Annotated in this window: 14 protein-coding genes; 4 read left to right on the top strand and 10 right to left on the bottom strand. The window is 36.3% G+C overall.

What is annotated here, in order from left to right:
- Nucleotides 1-3 precede the first annotated feature (3 nt).
- From IPI31_05115 to atpB, 7 genes are all read right to left on the bottom strand, one after another.
- The gene (locus IPI31_05115) at nucleotides 4-2,253 is read right to left on the bottom strand and encodes a T9SS type A sorting domain-containing protein (protein ID MBK7567187.1); all 2,250 of its coding nucleotides are present in this window, start codon (nucleotides 2,251-2,253) and stop codon (nucleotides 4-6) included.
- 1,347 nt (nucleotides 2,254-3,600) lie between these two features.
- Nucleotides 3,601-4,485, bottom strand: a complete 885-nt coding sequence (gene atpG / locus IPI31_05110; protein MBK7567186.1) for an ATP synthase F1 subunit gamma — start codon at nucleotides 4,483-4,485, stop codon at nucleotides 3,601-3,603.
- Nucleotides 4,486-4,491: 6 nt separating this feature from the next.
- Nucleotides 4,492-6,075: a F0F1 ATP synthase subunit alpha gene (locus IPI31_05105; protein MBK7567185.1), complete on the bottom strand. Its 1,584-nt coding sequence runs from the start codon at nucleotides 6,073-6,075 to the stop codon at nucleotides 4,492-4,494.
- Nucleotides 6,076-6,207: 132 nt separating this feature from the next.
- Nucleotides 6,208-6,768: an ATP synthase F1 subunit delta gene (gene atpH, locus IPI31_05100; GenBank protein ID MBK7567184.1), complete on the bottom strand. Its 561-nt coding sequence runs from the start codon at nucleotides 6,766-6,768 to the stop codon at nucleotides 6,208-6,210.
- Between the two features lie 5 nt (nucleotides 6,769-6,773).
- On the bottom strand, nucleotides 6,774-7,286 hold the full coding sequence (gene atpF / locus IPI31_05095; GenBank protein ID MBK7567183.1) for a F0F1 ATP synthase subunit B: 513 nt from the start codon (nucleotides 7,284-7,286) through the stop codon (nucleotides 6,774-6,776).
- 161 nt (nucleotides 7,287-7,447) lie between these two features.
- The gene (gene atpE / locus IPI31_05090; protein ID MBK7567182.1) at nucleotides 7,448-7,690 is read right to left on the bottom strand and encodes an ATP synthase F0 subunit C; all 243 of its coding nucleotides are present in this window, start codon (nucleotides 7,688-7,690) and stop codon (nucleotides 7,448-7,450) included.
- 32 nt (nucleotides 7,691-7,722) lie between these two features.
- Nucleotides 7,723-8,748: a F0F1 ATP synthase subunit A gene (atpB, locus tag IPI31_05085; GenBank protein MBK7567181.1), complete on the bottom strand. Its 1,026-nt coding sequence runs from the start codon at nucleotides 8,746-8,748 to the stop codon at nucleotides 7,723-7,725.
- Between the two features lie 283 nt (nucleotides 8,749-9,031).
- Here atpB and IPI31_05080 point away from each other — a divergent pair, with 283 nt between their 5' ends.
- The gene (locus IPI31_05080; protein ID MBK7567180.1) at nucleotides 9,032-11,227 is read left to right on the top strand and encodes a T9SS type A sorting domain-containing protein; all 2,196 of its coding nucleotides are present in this window, start codon (nucleotides 9,032-9,034) and stop codon (nucleotides 11,225-11,227) included.
- 109 nt (nucleotides 11,228-11,336) lie between these two features.
- Here the strand turns inward: IPI31_05080 and IPI31_05075 are convergent, their stop codons facing one another.
- Nucleotides 11,337-13,733, bottom strand: a complete 2,397-nt coding sequence (locus IPI31_05075) for a T9SS type A sorting domain-containing protein (GenBank protein ID MBK7567179.1) — start codon at nucleotides 13,731-13,733, stop codon at nucleotides 11,337-11,339.
- Between the two features lie 230 nt (nucleotides 13,734-13,963).
- On the opposite strand from IPI31_05075, the gene IPI31_05070 reads away from it, so the two are divergent.
- Entirely contained in the window at nucleotides 13,964-14,686 is a 723-nt protein-coding gene (locus tag IPI31_05070) for a M15 family metallopeptidase (GenBank protein MBK7567178.1), read from the top strand.
- Here IPI31_05070 and IPI31_05065 read toward each other — a convergent pair whose 3' ends face one another.
- The gene (locus IPI31_05065; protein ID MBK7567177.1) at nucleotides 14,687-16,075 is read right to left on the bottom strand and encodes a hypothetical protein; all 1,389 of its coding nucleotides are present in this window, start codon (nucleotides 16,073-16,075) and stop codon (nucleotides 14,687-14,689) included.
- Nucleotides 16,076-16,332: 257 nt separating this feature from the next.
- Here IPI31_05065 and IPI31_05060 point away from each other — a divergent pair, with 257 nt between their 5' ends.
- Nucleotides 16,333-17,019: a hypothetical protein gene (locus IPI31_05060; GenBank protein MBK7567176.1), complete on the top strand. Its 687-nt coding sequence runs from the start codon at nucleotides 16,333-16,335 to the stop codon at nucleotides 17,017-17,019.
- A gap of 301 nt (nucleotides 17,020-17,320) precedes the next feature.
- Nucleotides 17,321-18,088, top strand: coding sequence for a M48 family metallopeptidase (locus tag IPI31_05055; GenBank protein MBK7567175.1), 768 nt, complete (start codon nucleotides 17,321-17,323; stop codon nucleotides 18,086-18,088).
- A gap of 548 nt (nucleotides 18,089-18,636) precedes the next feature.
- Here the strand turns inward: IPI31_05055 and IPI31_05050 are convergent.
- Complete coding sequence (locus IPI31_05050; GenBank protein ID MBK7567174.1) at nucleotides 18,637-19,299, bottom strand: hypothetical protein; 663 nt, start codon at nucleotides 19,297-19,299, stop codon at nucleotides 18,637-18,639.
- Between the last annotated feature and the right edge of the window lie 48 nt (nucleotides 19,300-19,347).

Below are 19,347 nucleotides of genomic sequence, written 5' to 3'. Positions count from 1 at the left end.
TGATTAGTAGATAAATTTAGTTTCTGTAATTTCGCCGTCTCTACTAAATGATATGATATAGACACCCTTGGCCAATGATGGAATTTGAAAACTTACGGTATTGGCACCTGACCCCACATATAATTTATGGGAAGCAACAGCTGCCCCGGTCATATCATATATAAAGATTTCGGATTGACCAACAGAAGTAGAAAAAATTGTTAGATCTAAATTATTATCCTTTATTATTTCATTATTTACTATCACTTGATTATTCGATACTACACCACTATTAATTGCTATTATACTGGAATAAGTAAATTGCTCATTTTCATCCAGTTGTTTTAATCGGTAGTAATTTACCCCTTCAAAAGGTTTGACGTCGATAAATCTATAATCGGAATTTTGATTTGTAGTGCCATTACCTTCAACGTTTCCTATAGGTTCAAATTGTAATCCGGTAGGTGATCGTTCGATTATAAAACCACTATTGTTTTTTTCTGAAGCAGTAACCCAGTTGAGATAATTTTTCTTATCCTGATTATAACCACTGAAACTGAGTAGATCTATTGGCAATAATAAACAGTTATTGGTAACGGTAACATTATCTGTTGCAGTATTTCCGCATGCATCCGTTATAGTTAAGGTATAAACGGTAACACCCATTGGAAAAACCACAAACACAGGACTGCCGGTTAAAGGCCCAGGTGTCCACGTATAAGTATAGCCCGGCACGCCATAATTTGGTGTTGAAGCTGACAAATAACCTGATTGATCAGCACAATTTACAACGGTATATGCGGTAGCGCCTTCTGCAAGTGCCGTTACTTCTACAGTTCTGCCCTCAACTATTACAGATTGATCAGTTATTCTTAAGCAATTTGTGGTACATGCAGTAGGTGTACCTCCTGCACAATAACCTCTTAACATTTGCACTTCAAAGGGCACAACCTGATCTGCGCAAGAAGGCGGAAAGCAAGTTACTAATGCAGGAATACTTAGGCCAACTGCTGGAGTCCATACACCACCAACATCACAACCAACACAACCCCAATACCCACTAGAAGTACACGATGTAACGTAGGTTATAAATATATCACTCAACCAACAAGTATTTGCGCAAGCAGTTCCGGTTCTTATTGTGTGGTAAAGAGTGCAGTTTGAAAAGGTTGAATTTGCCGGCAAAGTAATGTCAAAAATCAAAGAACAATAATTAGGGTTGAATGCACTTCCATTAGATCCTGCCCAAACCGTTGAAGCTGTAACTAATGGATCAATTACAACAGGGAAAACTCGATTTTCTGAAGTTAGCCATTCATTATTCAAATAAATTTGAAGCAACCATTTACCATCTTCCTTGATAATTTTGTAACCTATTAATTTAGATTCAAATCCTGAATATTGATTTGAATCTAAGCTATTATCATGTAATGTAAGACCACTGTATCTAATAATTTCTCTGCCCAATTCATCATTAATTACGAGTTCACCATTCCATAGATCATCACTAATAAATTCTCCTTCATATTGATCATATTCTAATGAATAATTTGAAGGGATATTTATTATTTCTTCTATAATTGTATAATCACTTTCGGGATCAATACTGTTTAAATTATAAATTGTAAAGATGGATTCAATAGATCCTTTGCCAAATAATTCTTTCATTTCAATTCCATCCCATGCATTCTCATAAATACATCCATCTTCCCCTATCGTTACATGCGTGTTATTTATTTTTTCGTTACCATCAGAAGTTTTTAAACTAAGAAATTGATTGAATTGATATTCAAATTCTGGTGTAATTTGTATTGCTGCAAAATGGGATTCAATATTTAATCGTGTAGGATTAAGTTGCTGATTGGCAAAAAAAATGTGATTGTTTTCCGGAGACGGTTTTAACCGAGGGTCAATGGTCAGCATTTCTCCTTTTTCATTTTTATAATGCAAGTCGTTATATGAAGTAACCACCGAAAATAATTGACCGGACGTGTTTTTATCAACAAAATATTTGGAATTAGGAGTTCTTTTTTGAATTAATTCGTAACAGTCGGTACATGGGGCTCCATATTGCAGGGTCCCAAATTCAGGATGAGTTTGAAAATTTTCAGGGGTAAGTTGGGTTAATTCAATGTTAACCTCTTTAGGAATTTTACTAAAACTAGTAAAATTATACGTCTTGTTTTGATTTAAAAATTGAATCTGTGCAGGCAACTCCCACGAAAAAAATAATGTGTATAATCCGATAAAGGCACAGAGAATTTTCCTTTTCATTGCAGTTCAATTAGTAACTAATCAATTTATTCTATTGGTTACTTGTGTTAGATTTGTCTGATTTTAATAATAATTGCTTAACTTTTATATCTAAAAAGATTATAATATTTCTTAAATAAATTAAGGAATAACAACCGCTTAATAATTTACATTTGGCGCAAACTTTATCCTTTTGTGAACAAAATTCGGATATTTTTTATAGCTGCTTTCCCACTAATTTTGTATAAAACTATATAAAAATGATACCATTTCAAAAAAAACGCTAAAATTTCTTGTCCAACTTGACAAATTTTAACCTATTGTTTCATTACCACCAGGAGCTGTTGCGAAGAAAATTTTTTGTAGCTTTATTAAGAGAGGACTAAGCTTTGAGCAGAGAGTAGTAAAAAGTGGGCAGTAGGCAGATTAAAGCATTGATAAATATAGCTTGGTAGTTAACCAATTTCAACTATTTTAACTACTTGAACATTATCAGGGAATTTACATTTCTTGAGAAATTTTTGGTCTAAACCGTTAGTGAGACCCTCGCGAAGAGCGAGAGCCTCACTATCTCCGAGTTAGGAACTTTACAAAAACCACTGTTTGTTTTCCTGTGTCACATTCCAATATCCATGTCTGTCCAGTGTCTTGTGTCCTTTATCCTGTATCACCTCCCCCTATTAATCCACGAAGAAGTTCAATTAAAAAATATCATTTAAATCCAAAAGAGATTTAACCCCGGATAGGGGTGGCATCATTATAGAAAAACCTTTAATGCAGAGGAGATTTAATCCGCCGCGGCGGATGCCATTATATCCCATCATACCGAACCATTGTGCAAGGTAAATCAAATTTGAATACTATAATTCGCAATTACCTAATTAACTCAACATTCATTTATTCTAAATCCGATGTTTGATTAAATATGATATCCTGAAGATTATTTACTCAATTTTACATATCGTGTTTAAACTGTGAGATATAATACCACCCCTACCCGGGGTTGTGGTTTTTTTTATTTCTGGATTTACTATAATAATACCACCCCTACCCGGGGTTGTGGTTTATTTTATTTCTGGATTTACTATAATAATACCACCCCTACCCGGGGTTGTGGTTTTTTTTTATTTCTGGATTTACTATAATAATGTCACCCCTACCCGGGGTTTTAGGAATTTTTTTATTCCAAAAATTTATCACTTTAAATCCGCAAGATCCGCGTCATCCGCGCCTGCCTGCTGACCGCGTCAGGCAGGTTCCCCTTTTTCCACCATACAAATGAACACATTTTGTTTTCCTATGTCCACATTACCTTGTCCTTTGTCAAGTCCTGTGTCTTGTGTCCCTTGTCGCGCGCCTCGCGCCCGCTTACGCGCCCTGGAGAGCGGCGGCACCGCTCACGATCTCGGTCAATTCTGTGGTAATTGCAGCCTGACGAGCACGGTTATAAGAGATTTTGAGTTCTTTAAGTAATTCATTTGCGTTGTCGGAAGCTTTGTCCATGGCAGTCATACGTGCACCGTGTTCTGATGCGTTGCTGTCGAGAATATATCTGTAGAATGTAGTATTCAATATTTTCGGAACAAGTTCTTCTATCATTGCTTCTTTTTCAGGATCGAAAATATAATCGGCTTTGGTTTTCTTTTCCGTTTTATTTTCAATTTTTTTGATTGGAAGAAATTGTTCTGTTTCTAAAAATTGTGTTGCGGCATTTTTAAAGCGGTTGTAAATTACCATCACTTCATCAAATTCTCTTTTCACAAAACCTTCTTTAATATAATCTGTTGCACGGGTTACATTTTCGAAACTCACTTTGTGAAATAATTCTTTAAATTCAAGTATCTGCGGATAATTTGTGCGCTTCATGACATCATGCGCCTTTTTTCCGATGAACATCAATTTAATATGCTGATTATTTAAATGACTATAACGTTCTTCAATTAATCTTTTTGCTGCTTTAACAACGTTACCGTTAAATGCTCCGCATAATCCTTTATCAGAAGTAATTAAAACGATCAATACATTTTTTACCTCGCGTTCTTTGGCAAATTCAATTTTTACATCGCCCTGAGAAGCACCTGCAATATTACTTAGCAGTTCCCCCATTTTCATGGCATAGGGACGCATTTGTACCACTGCATCCTGTGCTCTGCGCAACTTGGCAGCACTCACCATTTTCATGGCCTTTGTGATCTGCTGGGTGCTTATTACCGAAGTAATTCGGGTGCGGACTTCTTTTAATTTACCTGACATGTATTGTTATGCAGTTTTATATTGTTTACTCATGTCGGCACCAATTTTTTCCATTGTAGCCGTCATTTCGTCTGTTAATTTACCTGCTTTAAGGTCGTTTAATAATTCTTTGTTATGCGCCTCTAAATAAGTAACATAAGCATCTTCAAATTGCTTTATTTTTTCAACAGGAATTTCAGTTAATAAACCTCTTGTTCCCAAATAAATAATTGCAATTTGTTTTTCAACCGACATTGGTGAATATTGTTTTTGTTTCAATATTTCCACGTTGCGTTTTCCTTTATTTAATACTGCCATTGTTGCAGCATCTAAGTCGGAACCGAATTTAGAGAATGCCTCTAATTCGCGGTATTGTGCCTGATCTAATTTTAATGTTCCGGCAACTTTTTTCATCGATTTGATCTGTGCATTTCCACCCACGCGACTTACAGAGATACCTACGTTAATTGCGGGACGAACACCGGAGTTAAATAAATTGGTTTCCAAAAATATCTGACCATCGGTAATGGAAATTACGTTGGTAGGAATATATGCAGAAACGTCACCAGCCTGCGTTTCAATAATTGGTAATGCTGTTAATGATCCGCCACCTTTTACTAAATGTTTAATAGTATCAGGAAGATCGTTCATTTGTGATGCGATAAGATCGTTGTTGATGATCTTGGCTGCGCGTTCCAATAAACGACTGTGCAGATAAAATACATCTCCCGGATATGCTTCACGTCCCGGTGGGCGACGTAATAATAATGACACCTCACGATAAGCAACAGCTTGTTTCGAAAGATCATCATAAATAATTAATGCAGGACGTCCTGTATCTCTGAAAAATTCTCCGATAGCAGCACCTGCGAAAGGAGCGTAAAATTGTAAAGGAGCAGGATCAGATGCTGAAGCTGCAACAATTACTGTATAATCCATCGCACCGTGATCAGTTAATGTTTTTGCAACCTGTGCAACGGTCGAATTTTTTTGTCCGCATGCAACATAAATACAATAAACAGGATTTCCTGATTCAAAAAATTCTCTTTGATTGATAATAGTATCAATTGCAATTGCCGTTTTACCTGTCTGACGATCGCCGATGATCAACTCACGCTGACCTCTTCCGATCGGGATCATGGCATCAATTGGTTTTAAACCTGTTTGTAATGGTTCGTTTACCGGCTGACGATAAATTACCCCCGGAGCTTTTCTTTCCAAAGGCATTTCATAAAGATCTCCCTCCAACGGACCCTTACCGTCGATAGGTTCCCCCAATGCATTTACCACGCGGCCAAGCATGCTTTCGCCTACTTTAATGCTCGCGATATTTCCTGTGCGTCGAACAGTATCTCCTTCTTTAATATTATCGCTTGCACCCATTAATACCACACCCACATTATCTTCCTCAAGGTTCAAAACGATTGCGCGAACGCCATTTTCAAAAGATACAAGTTCTCCGGATTTTGCATTATTTAATCCATAAATACGTGCAATACCATCTCCAACTTGCAAAACTGTTCCAACTTCTTCTAATTCAGAACTTGTTTTAAAGTTGCTTAACTGCTGGCGAAGAATCGCGGAAATTTCATCAGGTTTTACGTCTACCATGATTGTTTATTTAGTAATTTGTTAATTATAGCTATTTGTTAGTTTGTTAATTGTCAATTTGTTAATTTATTGCTCCGTTTTAAAGTTTATGCCCCCAATTATCCAATTGAAAATTAACAAATTGAAAATGTTTCAGAATTTTCTCACATAATCATTATTATCAAACTCATCCTTCAATATTGTCAATCCTCTTCTTATGCTGTTGTCAATTAATTTATCTTCCCACTGTAATATATATCCACCCACAAGATCAGCATCTATCTTTGTTTCCAGTTGAATTGTTTGAAGATGTGCTGTTTGTTTTAATTTGTTGAGCACTTCGTCAATTGCATCTTTGGAAAGTTCTGTTGCTGAAGTGATAATAACAGGTGTAATTCCTTTTAATGCATTATATTGATGAATAAAAGAATCAATAATTTCAGGAAGATGTGATTCGCGATTTTTGCGCATCAAAATATCCATAAAATTTTCCGTGATATCGGTTATTTTACCATGGAATATTTGTTTGGTCACTTCCATTTTTTTATCGCCTGTAACTATGGGACTTTTCAGCATCAAATAAAATTCACGCACCTTATCGGTGGTTTCATTTAATAAACGCATATCATTAGAAACCTCTTCCAATTTCCCTTTTTCAAGAGCCAGGTCTATGATAGATTTTGCGTAACGGTATGCGAGTTTTGTTGATGACATTGTAATTAATTCACTTTAATTTCGTCAACTAATTGTTTGATATATTTTTCCTGATCTGCTTTATTATCCAATTCTCTTTTTAAGATCTTTTCACTCACTTCCAACACCATATTTCCCACATTATTTTTGATCTCAATTAAAGCGGCCATTTTCTGATTGTTGATAGCTTGTTTTGCTTCATCTACAATACGATTGTATTCCACATTTGCTTTTTCACGGGCTTCGGTTATCAGCATATCTTTCGCTTCTTTTGCTTCGCGCAACATTTTGCTTCTTTCCTCACGCGCTTCATTTAAAATGCGTTCGTTATCAGCCTTCATGTGACTCATTTCCTCACGCGCTTTTTGTGCCTGATGTAAAGATTCGGTAATACCATCTTCGCGTTTTTTCAATGATGCTTTTATCGGACCGAAAGCATATTTATTCAGCACCCATAAAACCACAAGAAATACAACAACCGTCCAGATAAATAAACCCGGATCCGGTGTTACGATGTCAAATGATCCTAGTATTAACATATGATAATTATTTTAATTTATTAATTTGTTAATTGTCAATTTGGTAATTTTTTACTCCGATTAAAAATTGAACTCCCAATTATTAAATTGTCAATTACCAAATTGAAAATGAAAATTTTTTCGGCAGCAACCAACCGTTGCCACCGAAAAATATTTTTTGATCACCCTTGTAAAAGGGCAATAACCACAGCGAAAAGGGCAACCCCTTCCACCAAAGCCGCTGCAATGATCATGTTGGTTCTGATATCACCTAACATTTCAGGCTGACGAGCCATTGATTCAAGTGCGCTACCACCGATACGACCTACGCCGATACCAGCTCCGATAGCTGCTAAACCTGCTCCGATAGCTGCGATACCTTTAACACCGCCTTCAGCTGCTTGCATAATAGTTAATAAATCCATGTTACTGTTGTTTATAATTGATTAAATAATAATTAATGATGTGCATCGGCCGCATGATCGTGATGTTCTTCCTGCGCCAATGAAATAAATAATGCACTTAACATTGTGAAAATAAATGCCTGTAAAAATGCTACCAACAATTCCAGAAAACTCATGAAAATTGCGAATGGAATTGCCACAATGGATGCACCTAAACCTGCACCTAAACTCTCTCCTGCTTTTCCGAAAATAAATATCAAACCAACCAAACTGATAATGATAATATGTCCTGCAGTTATGTTTGCAAAAAGACGAATCATCAATGCAACCGGTTTAATAAATATTCCTAAAAATTCGATAGGAACTAAAATGATCTTCACCCAACCCGGAACTCCAGGTGGATTAAATATATGTCCCCAATAATATTTATTTGCGTGTAAATTCGTCATTAAAAATACCATCAGCGCCAATGCTGCTGTAACTGCAATATTTCCTGTAAGGTTAGGATTGGAGATAAATGGAATCAATCCGAGCATATTCGATATCCAGATAAAAAAGAATACCGTTAACATAAATGGAAGATAACGATCTGTTTTATTTCCAAGATTTGGTTTTACCACTTCATCGCGAACGAAAATGATAAGTGGTTCCATAAAACTTTGTAACCCTTTTGGTGCTTGTCCTTCTCTTTTGCGATATGCTTTTGCAACAGAGGTAAACACAAATATCATGATAAGCGACACAATTAATAATGTAGCAACATTTTTAGTGATGGAAAGATCTAAAACAAAAGCACCATCCTCATGAACAATTTTTCCACTTTCGTTATAATAAAATCCTTTATAGGTCTCCTGAGTGTGATGATCGTCGCCAATTAAACCAAGTGAACTGTCGTGATCATGTCCATGAAGTGTATCTGCCACTGGCTGAATTGCATGAATTTCTTCTGTTCCATGGTGAGCTTCCGGCATTTTATTGCTCATAAAGAAATTAACGCCTTTATGAATCACTATACAAGGAAGCGGGATACTCACATTTCCAACAATATGCCATTCATGCGCATCAGCAACGTGATGCATGGCAAATTCCTTCGGGTCGTATGCACCTTCACTGCCCGATGCCGAAACATCAGAAATACCAATGGTAACAATACTTAAAAAGGTAAGAAAAATGGTGGTTACTAGCTTCACTACAGGTGTTTTTAAAATCCGCCGCAAAGGTAGCCTTTGAAATCCAAAAAAAAAAGCAAAATGAAAAGTATTAAAGCTAAACCTTCATTTTTCGAAAAACCCCAAATTAGCTGGGGTTTTATTTGTATTTATTCCGTCAAAATTTTAGATTTGATTTCTAAACACTGCTATTATGAAAACTATCCAAACACTCTTTTTTGCTCTTTCCCTATTTTGTTTATCATCTACAGCTTTTTCCCAGTCCATTATGTGGGAAAAAAACTACGGAGGCGACCAGTACGACTGGGGTCGCGACATTTTAGCCTTGGAAAACGGGCACCTTATTTATTTGTGCACGGCACGTTCCGACGAACACGACCTAAGTACTGCCGGAAACCATGCTTTGGGCGATTTTTGGGTGGTGGAAACGGATGATATGGGAAATATTCTCTGGAGTAAATGTTACGGTGGAACAGGTATAGAACATGCCCGTTCCATAATTTTGGATGAAGATGGAAATTATGTTGTATGCGGTCACAGCGCTTCGGCTGATGGCGATATTACAGGCAACCACGGTGTAAACGATAGTTGGGTGATAAGAATATCTCCAACCGGCGCTTTATTGCAGGAAAGAAGTTTTGGTGGAAGCGGGGAAGAATATATTTATGATATTATTGAAACCAGTGATGGAGGTTATGCCTTTGCCTCCGGAACACGCTCCAACGACGGCGATGTAAGTGGTTTACATACAAGTCCCGGTCGCCAGGAACTCGATTTTTGGGTGGTAAAACTTGATACCGATTTTAATATTGAATGGCAGCGTTGTTTTGGTGGAACCGAAGCAGATCAGGCGCAGGATATTATTGAAACCCCCGAAGGTGACTTTATAGTTACAGGCTGGACCAATTCTCCTGATGGCGATGTTACAGGTTATCATCCTGCAGTTGATGGCGGTGGGGGTGGATATTACGATTATGACGCAGCTAAAATATCTGACCTATGGTTGATACGCATTAGTAATTCGGGAGATCTGATGTGGCAAAAAACCTATGGTGGAAGCGGTTACGATTTTGGAAAAAATCTGATTGAGGATGGCTCCGGAAATTATATGGTGGTTGGATATTCGTCTTCGGCCGATTATGATGTAAATGCCTGTGAATATCCGGGAGTATGGACTTTAAGAGTGGACGGAAACGGAAATATCCTCAAACAATATTGTTATGGTGAATCGGGAGATTATTGGATGGCGGCTTCGCGCACTTCTGATGGCGGATATATTTATACGATGGAAGCCGATGAAAATGAAGGAGTTGCGATGTGCGAATTTGGTGTTTATGATAATTATTGGGTATTTAAAACCGATGCTCAGGGTCGCATTTTATGGCAAACCTGCGTTGGTGGTAATAGTTGGGATTATCCTTATGCCGTGGAAGAAACATCCGATGGTAATTTTATTGTTATAGGTTCCATTGCCGATGATGGTATAGATATTAATAGTATCTATGGTGTAAAACACGATATATGGGTGGTAAAAATTGCCAATGATGCACCTTCCAACTCTATTTTTATTAATACTTTCCCGGGTGAGGCATTATGTCCGGGAACAGATATAGAAGTTCCAATGGCTGCATATGGTGTTTACACAACCGGAAATGTTTTTTCCGTGGAATTATCAGATGAAAACGGAACTTTTGCAACACCACAGATAATTGCATCGGTAAGTAGCAAAAAAAGCGGTGCGCAGGATATTGAAGCAACTTTACCCGGTGATATGATTCCGGGCGGCGATTATCGCATTCGTGTTACAAGTTCTAATCCTCCAACAATTGGAAGTTCTAATCAGGGGGATATTACAACTTGTCCTACCCCTGCAACGGCAAACGATATGGTACTTTCTTCCACCAGTGCACAGTTAACCTGGAGTGCGGTAAATTGTGCTGAGTCATATACCATCAGTTACAGACCTGCTTCATCTCCAACTTGGCTTACGGCAACATCCGCTTCAGAAACATTAATACTTACAGGATTAATTCCTGACACAAAATATAAATGGAAAGTACGTTCCAATTGTTCTGTAACTCCAATTGATAATTCACCTTACACGGCAGTATTGGAAAGTTTTAAAACGCTTCCTTTACGTGATTCTGAAATGCCTGCAAATGAATTTAGTATTTTCCCAAATCCTGCAACGGAAAATATTACTGTTCAATTAAATTACGACAGCAACGCACAATTTGAAATTTATGCTGCTGATGGAAAATTAATTTCTTCGGGAAATATTAATGGAGAAAATAATGTTTTAAATATTAGTGATTTGGCTGCGGGGATGTATGTGATGTTTATTTCGGATAATAGTATTGTTTCTACGCATACTTTTGTGAAGGAATAAAAAGAATTAAGGAATGAAAGAATTAAAGAATGAAAGAATTAATAAAAAAGCCGGCGACTTGCCGGTTTTTTTATTCAATAATTTTTAATGGTTGGGGTTGGTAAAAATTTCAATCTTGCTTTATTAACTCTTTCTCTTCAAATCCATCTTGCGTAATCATTTTCACCAAATAAACACCGCTAGCATAATTGCTTATATCAATATTCCGGGTTAAGTGTGTCCCCACAGAGTTACCGAAGGAACTCTGTGGAAGGGCCGTAGACGATGAATAAACCACCTGCCCCGTAATATTAATTAGTTGCAGCTCCACCTCACCCTCATAACTATATTCGACAAATAAAATATCCTTTGCCGGATTTGGATAAATGTTGAAAGTATTAATTTCTATGTTATCCAAAGCCAACCCTTCATCAATTAATTGATTACAATCATCATCCACACCATTTAATAATTCTTCCGCACCGGGATAAATATTTGGATCGGTATCATCGCAATCGGTGGAATCGGGGATGTATCCGGGAATACTTAAACAGGCGAGAGTATCCACAAGTGCATTACCATAATTATCTCCGTCTGCATCCGCATATAACCAAGTGTATAATAAATTATCATCAATAAAACCATCGCAATCATCATCCAGATAATTACAAATTTCCGTTGCACCGGGATAAATTAAATTATTTGAATCATCACAATCAGTAGAATCAAAAACATATCCAGTTATAAGATCTAAACAAGAATTAATAAATATTATCGGATCACCAAAAGTATCACCATCGCCATCCATATAAAAAGTATTTATTGTTAAACCTTCATCTATCTCGATATTACAATTATCATCCAGTTCGTTACAAATTTCGCTTGCATCAGGATTATTTTCTGCATCAGCATCATTACAATCGGTATTATCCAATACATATCCGCTTAAATCAAAACAAGAAACAGAATCAATTGTTATATCTCCGAAATTATCCTCATCGCTATCAAAATACCAGGTAAAAAACATTACATCCTCATCAATTAAACCATTGCAATTATCATCCATTGCATTGCAAATATCTTCTGCGGTTGGATATATTAAATTATTTGTATCGTCGCAATCTGTGCTGTCGGTAACATATCCTAATGGTAAATTACAGGCAAGAGAATCATTTAATAAATCGCCGTACCCATCGCCGTCTGTATCGGCGAAATAGGGAGTGTTGCAATAACCTAATTTTAATAACCAAACATCGCCACCACCAATTGGGGAAGTTACATCGCCATCAATAGAGGTCGTTCCCCCAATTATATATATTTCTTCCTCGCTCCACTCAACAACAGATGCCGTCCCGTCACTGCCTGTTCCTCCAAGAACCATAGACCAAATAATCGTTCCAATTGTATCAATGTTAACAATCCACATATCCATTGAATAATATACCCCATAATGAAATGGTAGGTCTCCATCATCTGAACCGGAACTCCCACCAATTAAATAAGTTGTGTCCTTATAAGTTTTAATAAAGTACGGTTGGTCTGTAGCGCTTCCACCAAAAGTTTTTTGCCATTCAAGTGTCCCGGAACTATCTGTTTTTACTACCCAATAATCGGAATATCCGCCTTTAAAGTCGGTAATATCAAAATCGGAGGAACATGCATATCCGGACAATAGGTAGCCACCATCCACTGCATTTATTACAGACCTGCCAAAGTCAGAGTCTGAACCTCCAAATGTATTTTCCCATAATAAGTTACCCGATGCATCAATTTTAAACAACCAATAATCCTGATCGCCTTTATTTTCAGCAACATCATAATCATCAGATTCAGAAAATCCGCCGATAATATATCCTCCATCGGTAGTTAATTCAATGGATCTTGCCCTGTCATCTAAACTTCCTCCATAGGTCTTTTGCCATTCGATTTCTCCAATACTGTTTATTTTTATCACATATGCATCTATATAGCCGTGGTTAAAAGTAATATCTCCATCAACAGATTTAGTTGATCCGACGATTATATACCCACCATCGCTTGTCTGTTTTAAAGCTCTGCCGTCGTCAAATTCCGACCCTCCATAGGTTTTTTGCCATTGTAAAACTCCAGTAGAATCTACTTTTACTATCCATATATCGGCATTTCCATGGTTGTAAGTTATATCTCCATCAATAGAATAGGTATAGCCACATAAAATATAACCGCTATCTGCAGATGCTTCTATACTATAAAGAGTTTCAGGAGAAGTACCACCAAAACTATTTTCCCATTTCAATATACCATTTGAATCCGTTGCTAACAACCAATAATCACCATCACCAATGTATTCTGTAACATCTACGTCGTTTGACAAACTGATAGCAGCTATTACTATTAATTTATTTTGGCTAAGTATATAACCATAAGGGCCATCAACATTTGTCCCACCATAACTCATATCCCATTGAATTTCAGGAACTTGAGAAGTAGAAATATAATAATTGAAAAGTAAGGTCAAGAATAGAAAACTATATAATGGCTTTTTCAATATCAAAATTTAGTAGAAAATTACAAAAAAGTATTGATTCCGAATACGGTTAATTTATTTTAATAATTTGTGATTAAATTAAGCAAAAATTTATAGTTGATATTTCATTGTAAAATTTTGATATTTCAAATTTATCTGTTGGTGAATATTCCGTTGCGATAAATACACCGTGATTAAAACCGGAAGCGGAAATCAAGTGGAAATAATCTCTTTTTATTTACCTTAGCCTCATGAAATGGAATTGTATCAGTATCTTATTATTCTTCACCGTAGGTTGTTCTTCTCAAAACAAAGACAAACCAAAGGATATTGAAGTAAAAGAAGTGAGCGAAACAAAATCCATTTCCCCTCTCGAACAACAAATGATCTCTGCCGGATTAATAAATGTTCAGGAAAAAGAACCCGGTATTTTAGTTGAACTTAAATATTCATCCACCGATAATTTTTTAAATACAGATGTTTACGGCGAACTGGAAAATGCTTATTTGCAACCTGATGTATTAATTAAATTACAAAAAGCATATCAATATTTAATTGATAAAGACAGCACACTCACATTTATTATTTACGATGCAACAAGGCCGGTAAGTGTGCAACAAAAAATGTGGGATATTGTGCAGGAAAACTATCCCGAAAAAAGTAAATATGTTTCCAATCCGAAAAATGGATCTTTACATAATTATGGAGCTGCAGTTGATATTACTGTGGCAACCAAAAATGGTGTAGCACTGGACATGGGAACACCCTACGATTTTTTTGGTGAGGCTGCGGAACCACAATTGGAAAATATTTTATTAGCAAACGGAACACTTAGCGAATTACAAATACAAAACAGAAAAATATTGCGTGAGGTTATGGTGAAAGCAGGATTTGTTCAGCTGCCTTCTGAGTGGTGGCATTATAATTCCTGTTCGCGTGAACAAGCAAAAGTTTTATATACAATTTTGGAATGATCAGATCTTAAAACGAAGAAATCCAGCAGCAAAAGAAACTGTGGGACTTGCTTCGCCGAACCAGGTCATTACATCGCGTGTTGCAACTCCAAGTTCCCAGAATTTGAGATCCAAACCTATGCCTGCAGGAATATTATAGTTGTACCCACCACCGGTTGATAATCCTGCCGATAATTTTAGCACTTTAAACATTTTTACCTCTCCCCCCACACCCAAAACCGGTGAAGCTAAAGAACCGGCTACGGTATTTACGGGAAATATCGCATCAATTCCAACATTAAAAATATCACTCACTTGCAGTGATCCACCTAAACGCACTTTAGTGGGTAAACTCACTTCAAATTCCGACAAACCTGAATATTCAATTAGGTTTTCTTCCTCAAAAATCTGACTAATTAATTCAATTGGGTCTGTTGTATTTACTCCGCTGAAAGCAACGGTATCCAAAACAAAATCATTTACTTGTAACACGTTTGCATCGTAGGTCATTTTTCCGATATCGGTAATTGCGAGTCCCAGCGTTAAAGTTTTTGCAACTTTTGCACTTAATCCAAGATCAAATCCCACACCTTTTCCTACAGGTTCTGCAGCAGAACTCGTAATTGGAAACGGAGTATTTAGATCTTCCACATCCAAAATATCCAATCCCAAAGCACTTACTCCATTTAAATTTCCCCCTTCCGATGAAATATCGAGATATGCGAATCCTAAAATAAATTTAACTCCGGCACCTCCATATAATGCAAACTTTTCATCATCACCCAAAATTTTTCTTCCATAAGCGAGATTAAATTCAGAATTTACATTTAACATCAATTCTGTATCTTCAAATAACTCCGATAAACTCAAAGGTTCGTAGGCAACACCATAAATAGTTTCACCATCAAAAATGATAGTATCAAAATATTCCTCGTAATTATATCCCTCAAAAATAATATTTGCTGCCTCTCCACCAAATTGTGTTCTGTAAGCAACATTTGCTTTTATACTCAATCCGATAGTTCCGAATTTGGGAATTTCGAAACTCACCCCAACTGGCATAATATCAACATTGATGGTAAATCCTTCATTTAAAAATTCTCTTGCCAGAAATTCCTGTTCGGCAACTCCAATAGTATCCTCATTATTAAAAAGAATATTCCGCACATCGTCTTTAGCCAGAGCACCTGAGTAAAATCCATATCCGAACTCCCCAATTCCCAAAGCAATATGAAAATCGGTGTCGAAACCCAAATTGGCGGGATTAATTCCAATCGCCTGATAGTCGGTTACAAAGGAAGTTGCAGTTCCGCCCCTACCCGTAGCACTAAAAGAAGAGCCTTCCACCTGTGCAAATGCACTGGCGCCAATGGAGATCAGCAGACAAACGAAAAGTAAATTTTTTCTCATACTATTTCTATTCTAATCCAAAAATAGAAATATATCTGAATGAGTGCATTTTTTTATTCACATTGCACCATAACCTTGCTGCAACTGAACTATAAATTACAAGCCTGAGCCACTTTTGCCCGTTTTTATTTTGGGAGATAAGGACTTTTTATTTGTTTAATACTGATTAATTTTGAGCATAATTATTCTAAAACTATAGTAGGTATAGTATTTGAAACAAAAGTTGAAATTTTTTTAACCCTTTAAAAAGAACCATTATGAAATATTTACAATTTTCTGCCTTATTCCTTTTATTAACAACAGTTACCTCTGTTTTTGCCCAAAAAACGGTAGAAGTAAAAGAAGTTGTATCCCCTTTAAGTATGGGGGAGAGAAGTGGTTATTCTGTAAGCCTTGGCGACAGAAGTGAAAAGGATGTAGTTAAAGCCTTAAAAATATGGATAAACGATATTCAGAAAAAAGTGGAAGTGGATGAAACGGGTAAACATGAATTTAAGGCCACCAATATTACCGCTCCAACCTTGAGTGAAAATCCCTCCAATATTTATTTTTTATTCACTACCGAAAAAGACGAATTAATTGTTACAGGTTTTTTTGAAGTGAACGGAGCTTTTGTTTCTTCCACAACAAATCCCGATAAAGTAAAAGCATGCGAAACATTGATGCAAAAATTTGTTTATCGTCTCGAAAAGATCGCAATTCAGGAAACGGTAACTGCTGAACAAAAAATATTGGAACAAAGAAATGATGAACAAACATCCTTGGAAAAAAAGAACAAACAATTAAACGACCAAATAACAGAATGGGAAGAATCCATTAAAAAAGCAAAATCAGAATTAGAAACCAACGCAAAAAATCAGGAAGCTAAAAAGGAAGAAATTGCTTCTCAACAAAAAAAATTAAACGAGATTCAATCGGAGTTAAAAAAGTATGAGAGTTATTAAAAACTAACTCATCAAAATACTAAAATAAATGGGTCACCAACGCGCTAATCTGCCTGCCGGCAGACAGGGACACTAAGCATTCACTAAGCTTTGTTTTGTGAAGCCTGCGTGACTTAGTGGCAAAAAGAATTAAACTTAAGGCAAATTTCAGATAACAAAAATTTTCTTTAATAAAAAATAAAAGTGTTAATTCAGTATATAAATAAAAATACACCATCCATTTTTCCTTCGCGAAACTTTGCGCCCTTTGAGCCTTCGTGGCCTCTTTTTTTTACTTTTTATTAAACGCGCTTTTTCTATTATGCCTCTTCTTCTAAAAAATAAAAAATCCATTCTCTTCAAACAGGAGATCATCCTTGTTGGAGAAAAAGAATTTCGGGTTTTTGTTTATCACGAAATGCGCAACGATTGCAGGGCGAGTATTGGGAATAAAGGCATACATATCCGTTTATCAAAATACCTTAATGATACGGAAAAATTAGACCAGGAAATGCAATTGCTCGACTGGGCAAAAAAATATATCGCGAAACACGAATTACACAAAAAACCACCCTTATATCGCAAGTATCATGATGGTGATATTTTAAAAGTAATGGGACAAGAATTTTTAATCCGCATAAATTACACTAAGAAAAAAAATGCAAGCAATGGCGAATTAAAAAATAATATCATCATGTTATTACTCTCCGAAGGCATGTCTCCCACACAAGAACAAAAACACAAAACATATTTGGTTGGCAGATTAATTGGCAATCATTTTCAACCTGCCATAGCACAACGCGTACAAATATTAAATGATCTGCACTTTCAAAAACCCATAAAAAAATTGACGCTTCGCGATAGTATTACCAATTGGGGAAGTTGTTCCTGGGATGGAAATATTAATATCTCCATTCGTTTATTATTCGCGCCTCCCGAAGTAATTGATTACATCTTAATTCACGAACTCGCCCACCTCGTAGAACACAACCACAGCCATCGTTTCTGGAAACAAGTGGAACGCGCAATGCCGGGTTATGAATTAGCAGAAAGCTGGTTGAGGAAGCATGGGGATCAATGCATTTTTTAGGACACAGGACATATGACATAGGACATATGACTTGACGTAGGACATGGGAAAAGGGACATAGGACAAAATTGTAGCGGGTATCAAGTATCAGGTATCAGGAAAACAAAAGGTGGGATTTTAAAATTTCGTTGGATCGGGCGGATTTAAAAAGGATAAATTTGGTAGGATATAATTATAAAATTGGATATGAATTTTCAATCTGTAAATAATCAAAAGTCCTGAAAGGACGGTCCATCTTGTAACAACGGACTTTAGTCCGTGGTAGTTATATAGGACATAGGACACAGGATAAGGACACATGACGGGACATAGGACATGGGAAATAGGGCATGACAATGAATAAACGATAGAATTGCAAAAATTTCTTCAAATGATAGTGAGGCTCTCGCTCCCAGCGAGGGTCTCACTAACGGCATAAGACCTAAAACCTTTTTTCAACCTTACCAACCTTCCTTCCTTTCTCAGCATTCGTAGCTTTAGCGAAGGATGCTCCTTAGAACCTTCCCTTCGATTCTTCGAATCTTCTACCTTCGAATCTTCCATTACTTCTACCTTCGAATCTTAAATAATCTCTCCCTCCCATTCTTATACGTTTTGATCTTTATCAACTTCCCTGTTACGGAATATACGTTCACCTGACCATTACCATCACAAAAATTACCCGGATCCAAAATATTTCCATTTTGGTCGAAGTAGGCAACTACATTCCAAAGTTTATCGTTCTTAAATTCGATGGTGTTTTTTAATTGTCCGTTATTGTGATAAAATGAACTCAAACCTTCTTTTTTATTTTTTACCGTTTTTACAATGGCAATTATATTTCCATTGGGATAATAGGTATAAGAATTAACCTTATTACAATTGCCGGTTTCTTCAGAACAAAAACGGTCGAAGGTATTAAATCCTCCAATATTAAATTCCTGTTGCCAGCCGCTTTTAATTCTTTTTCCGTTTTTTAAAAGATATCTTTCCAGATACCAATATCGATTAACATCAAATATCTCAACGTAAACAATAGTATCATTTTGTTCTATTACCTGCAATTTTTTTGTGTATTTTTTATATACTGTATCTCCGTTATAAACACTAAACTCCAGATTCGAAATTTCACCGGCATTCAATTTACTTATTGGTGAAACTGGGGCAGTATTTTGACTCCGTGCAATAAATGCAGAAAAAAATAATCCGATTATAAAACAGTATTTTAACATACGCAAGTGCACTTAATATAAATGCCAAAACAATAAAATAGTTCGATT

The organism is Bacteroidota bacterium, assembly GCA_016706865.1.
Lineage (GTDB): Bacteria > Bacteroidota > Bacteroidia > Chitinophagales > BACL12 > UBA7236.
The sequence above is the reverse complement of the archived record's forward strand: the minus strand, read 5'-3'. Positions and strand labels throughout refer to the sequence as shown.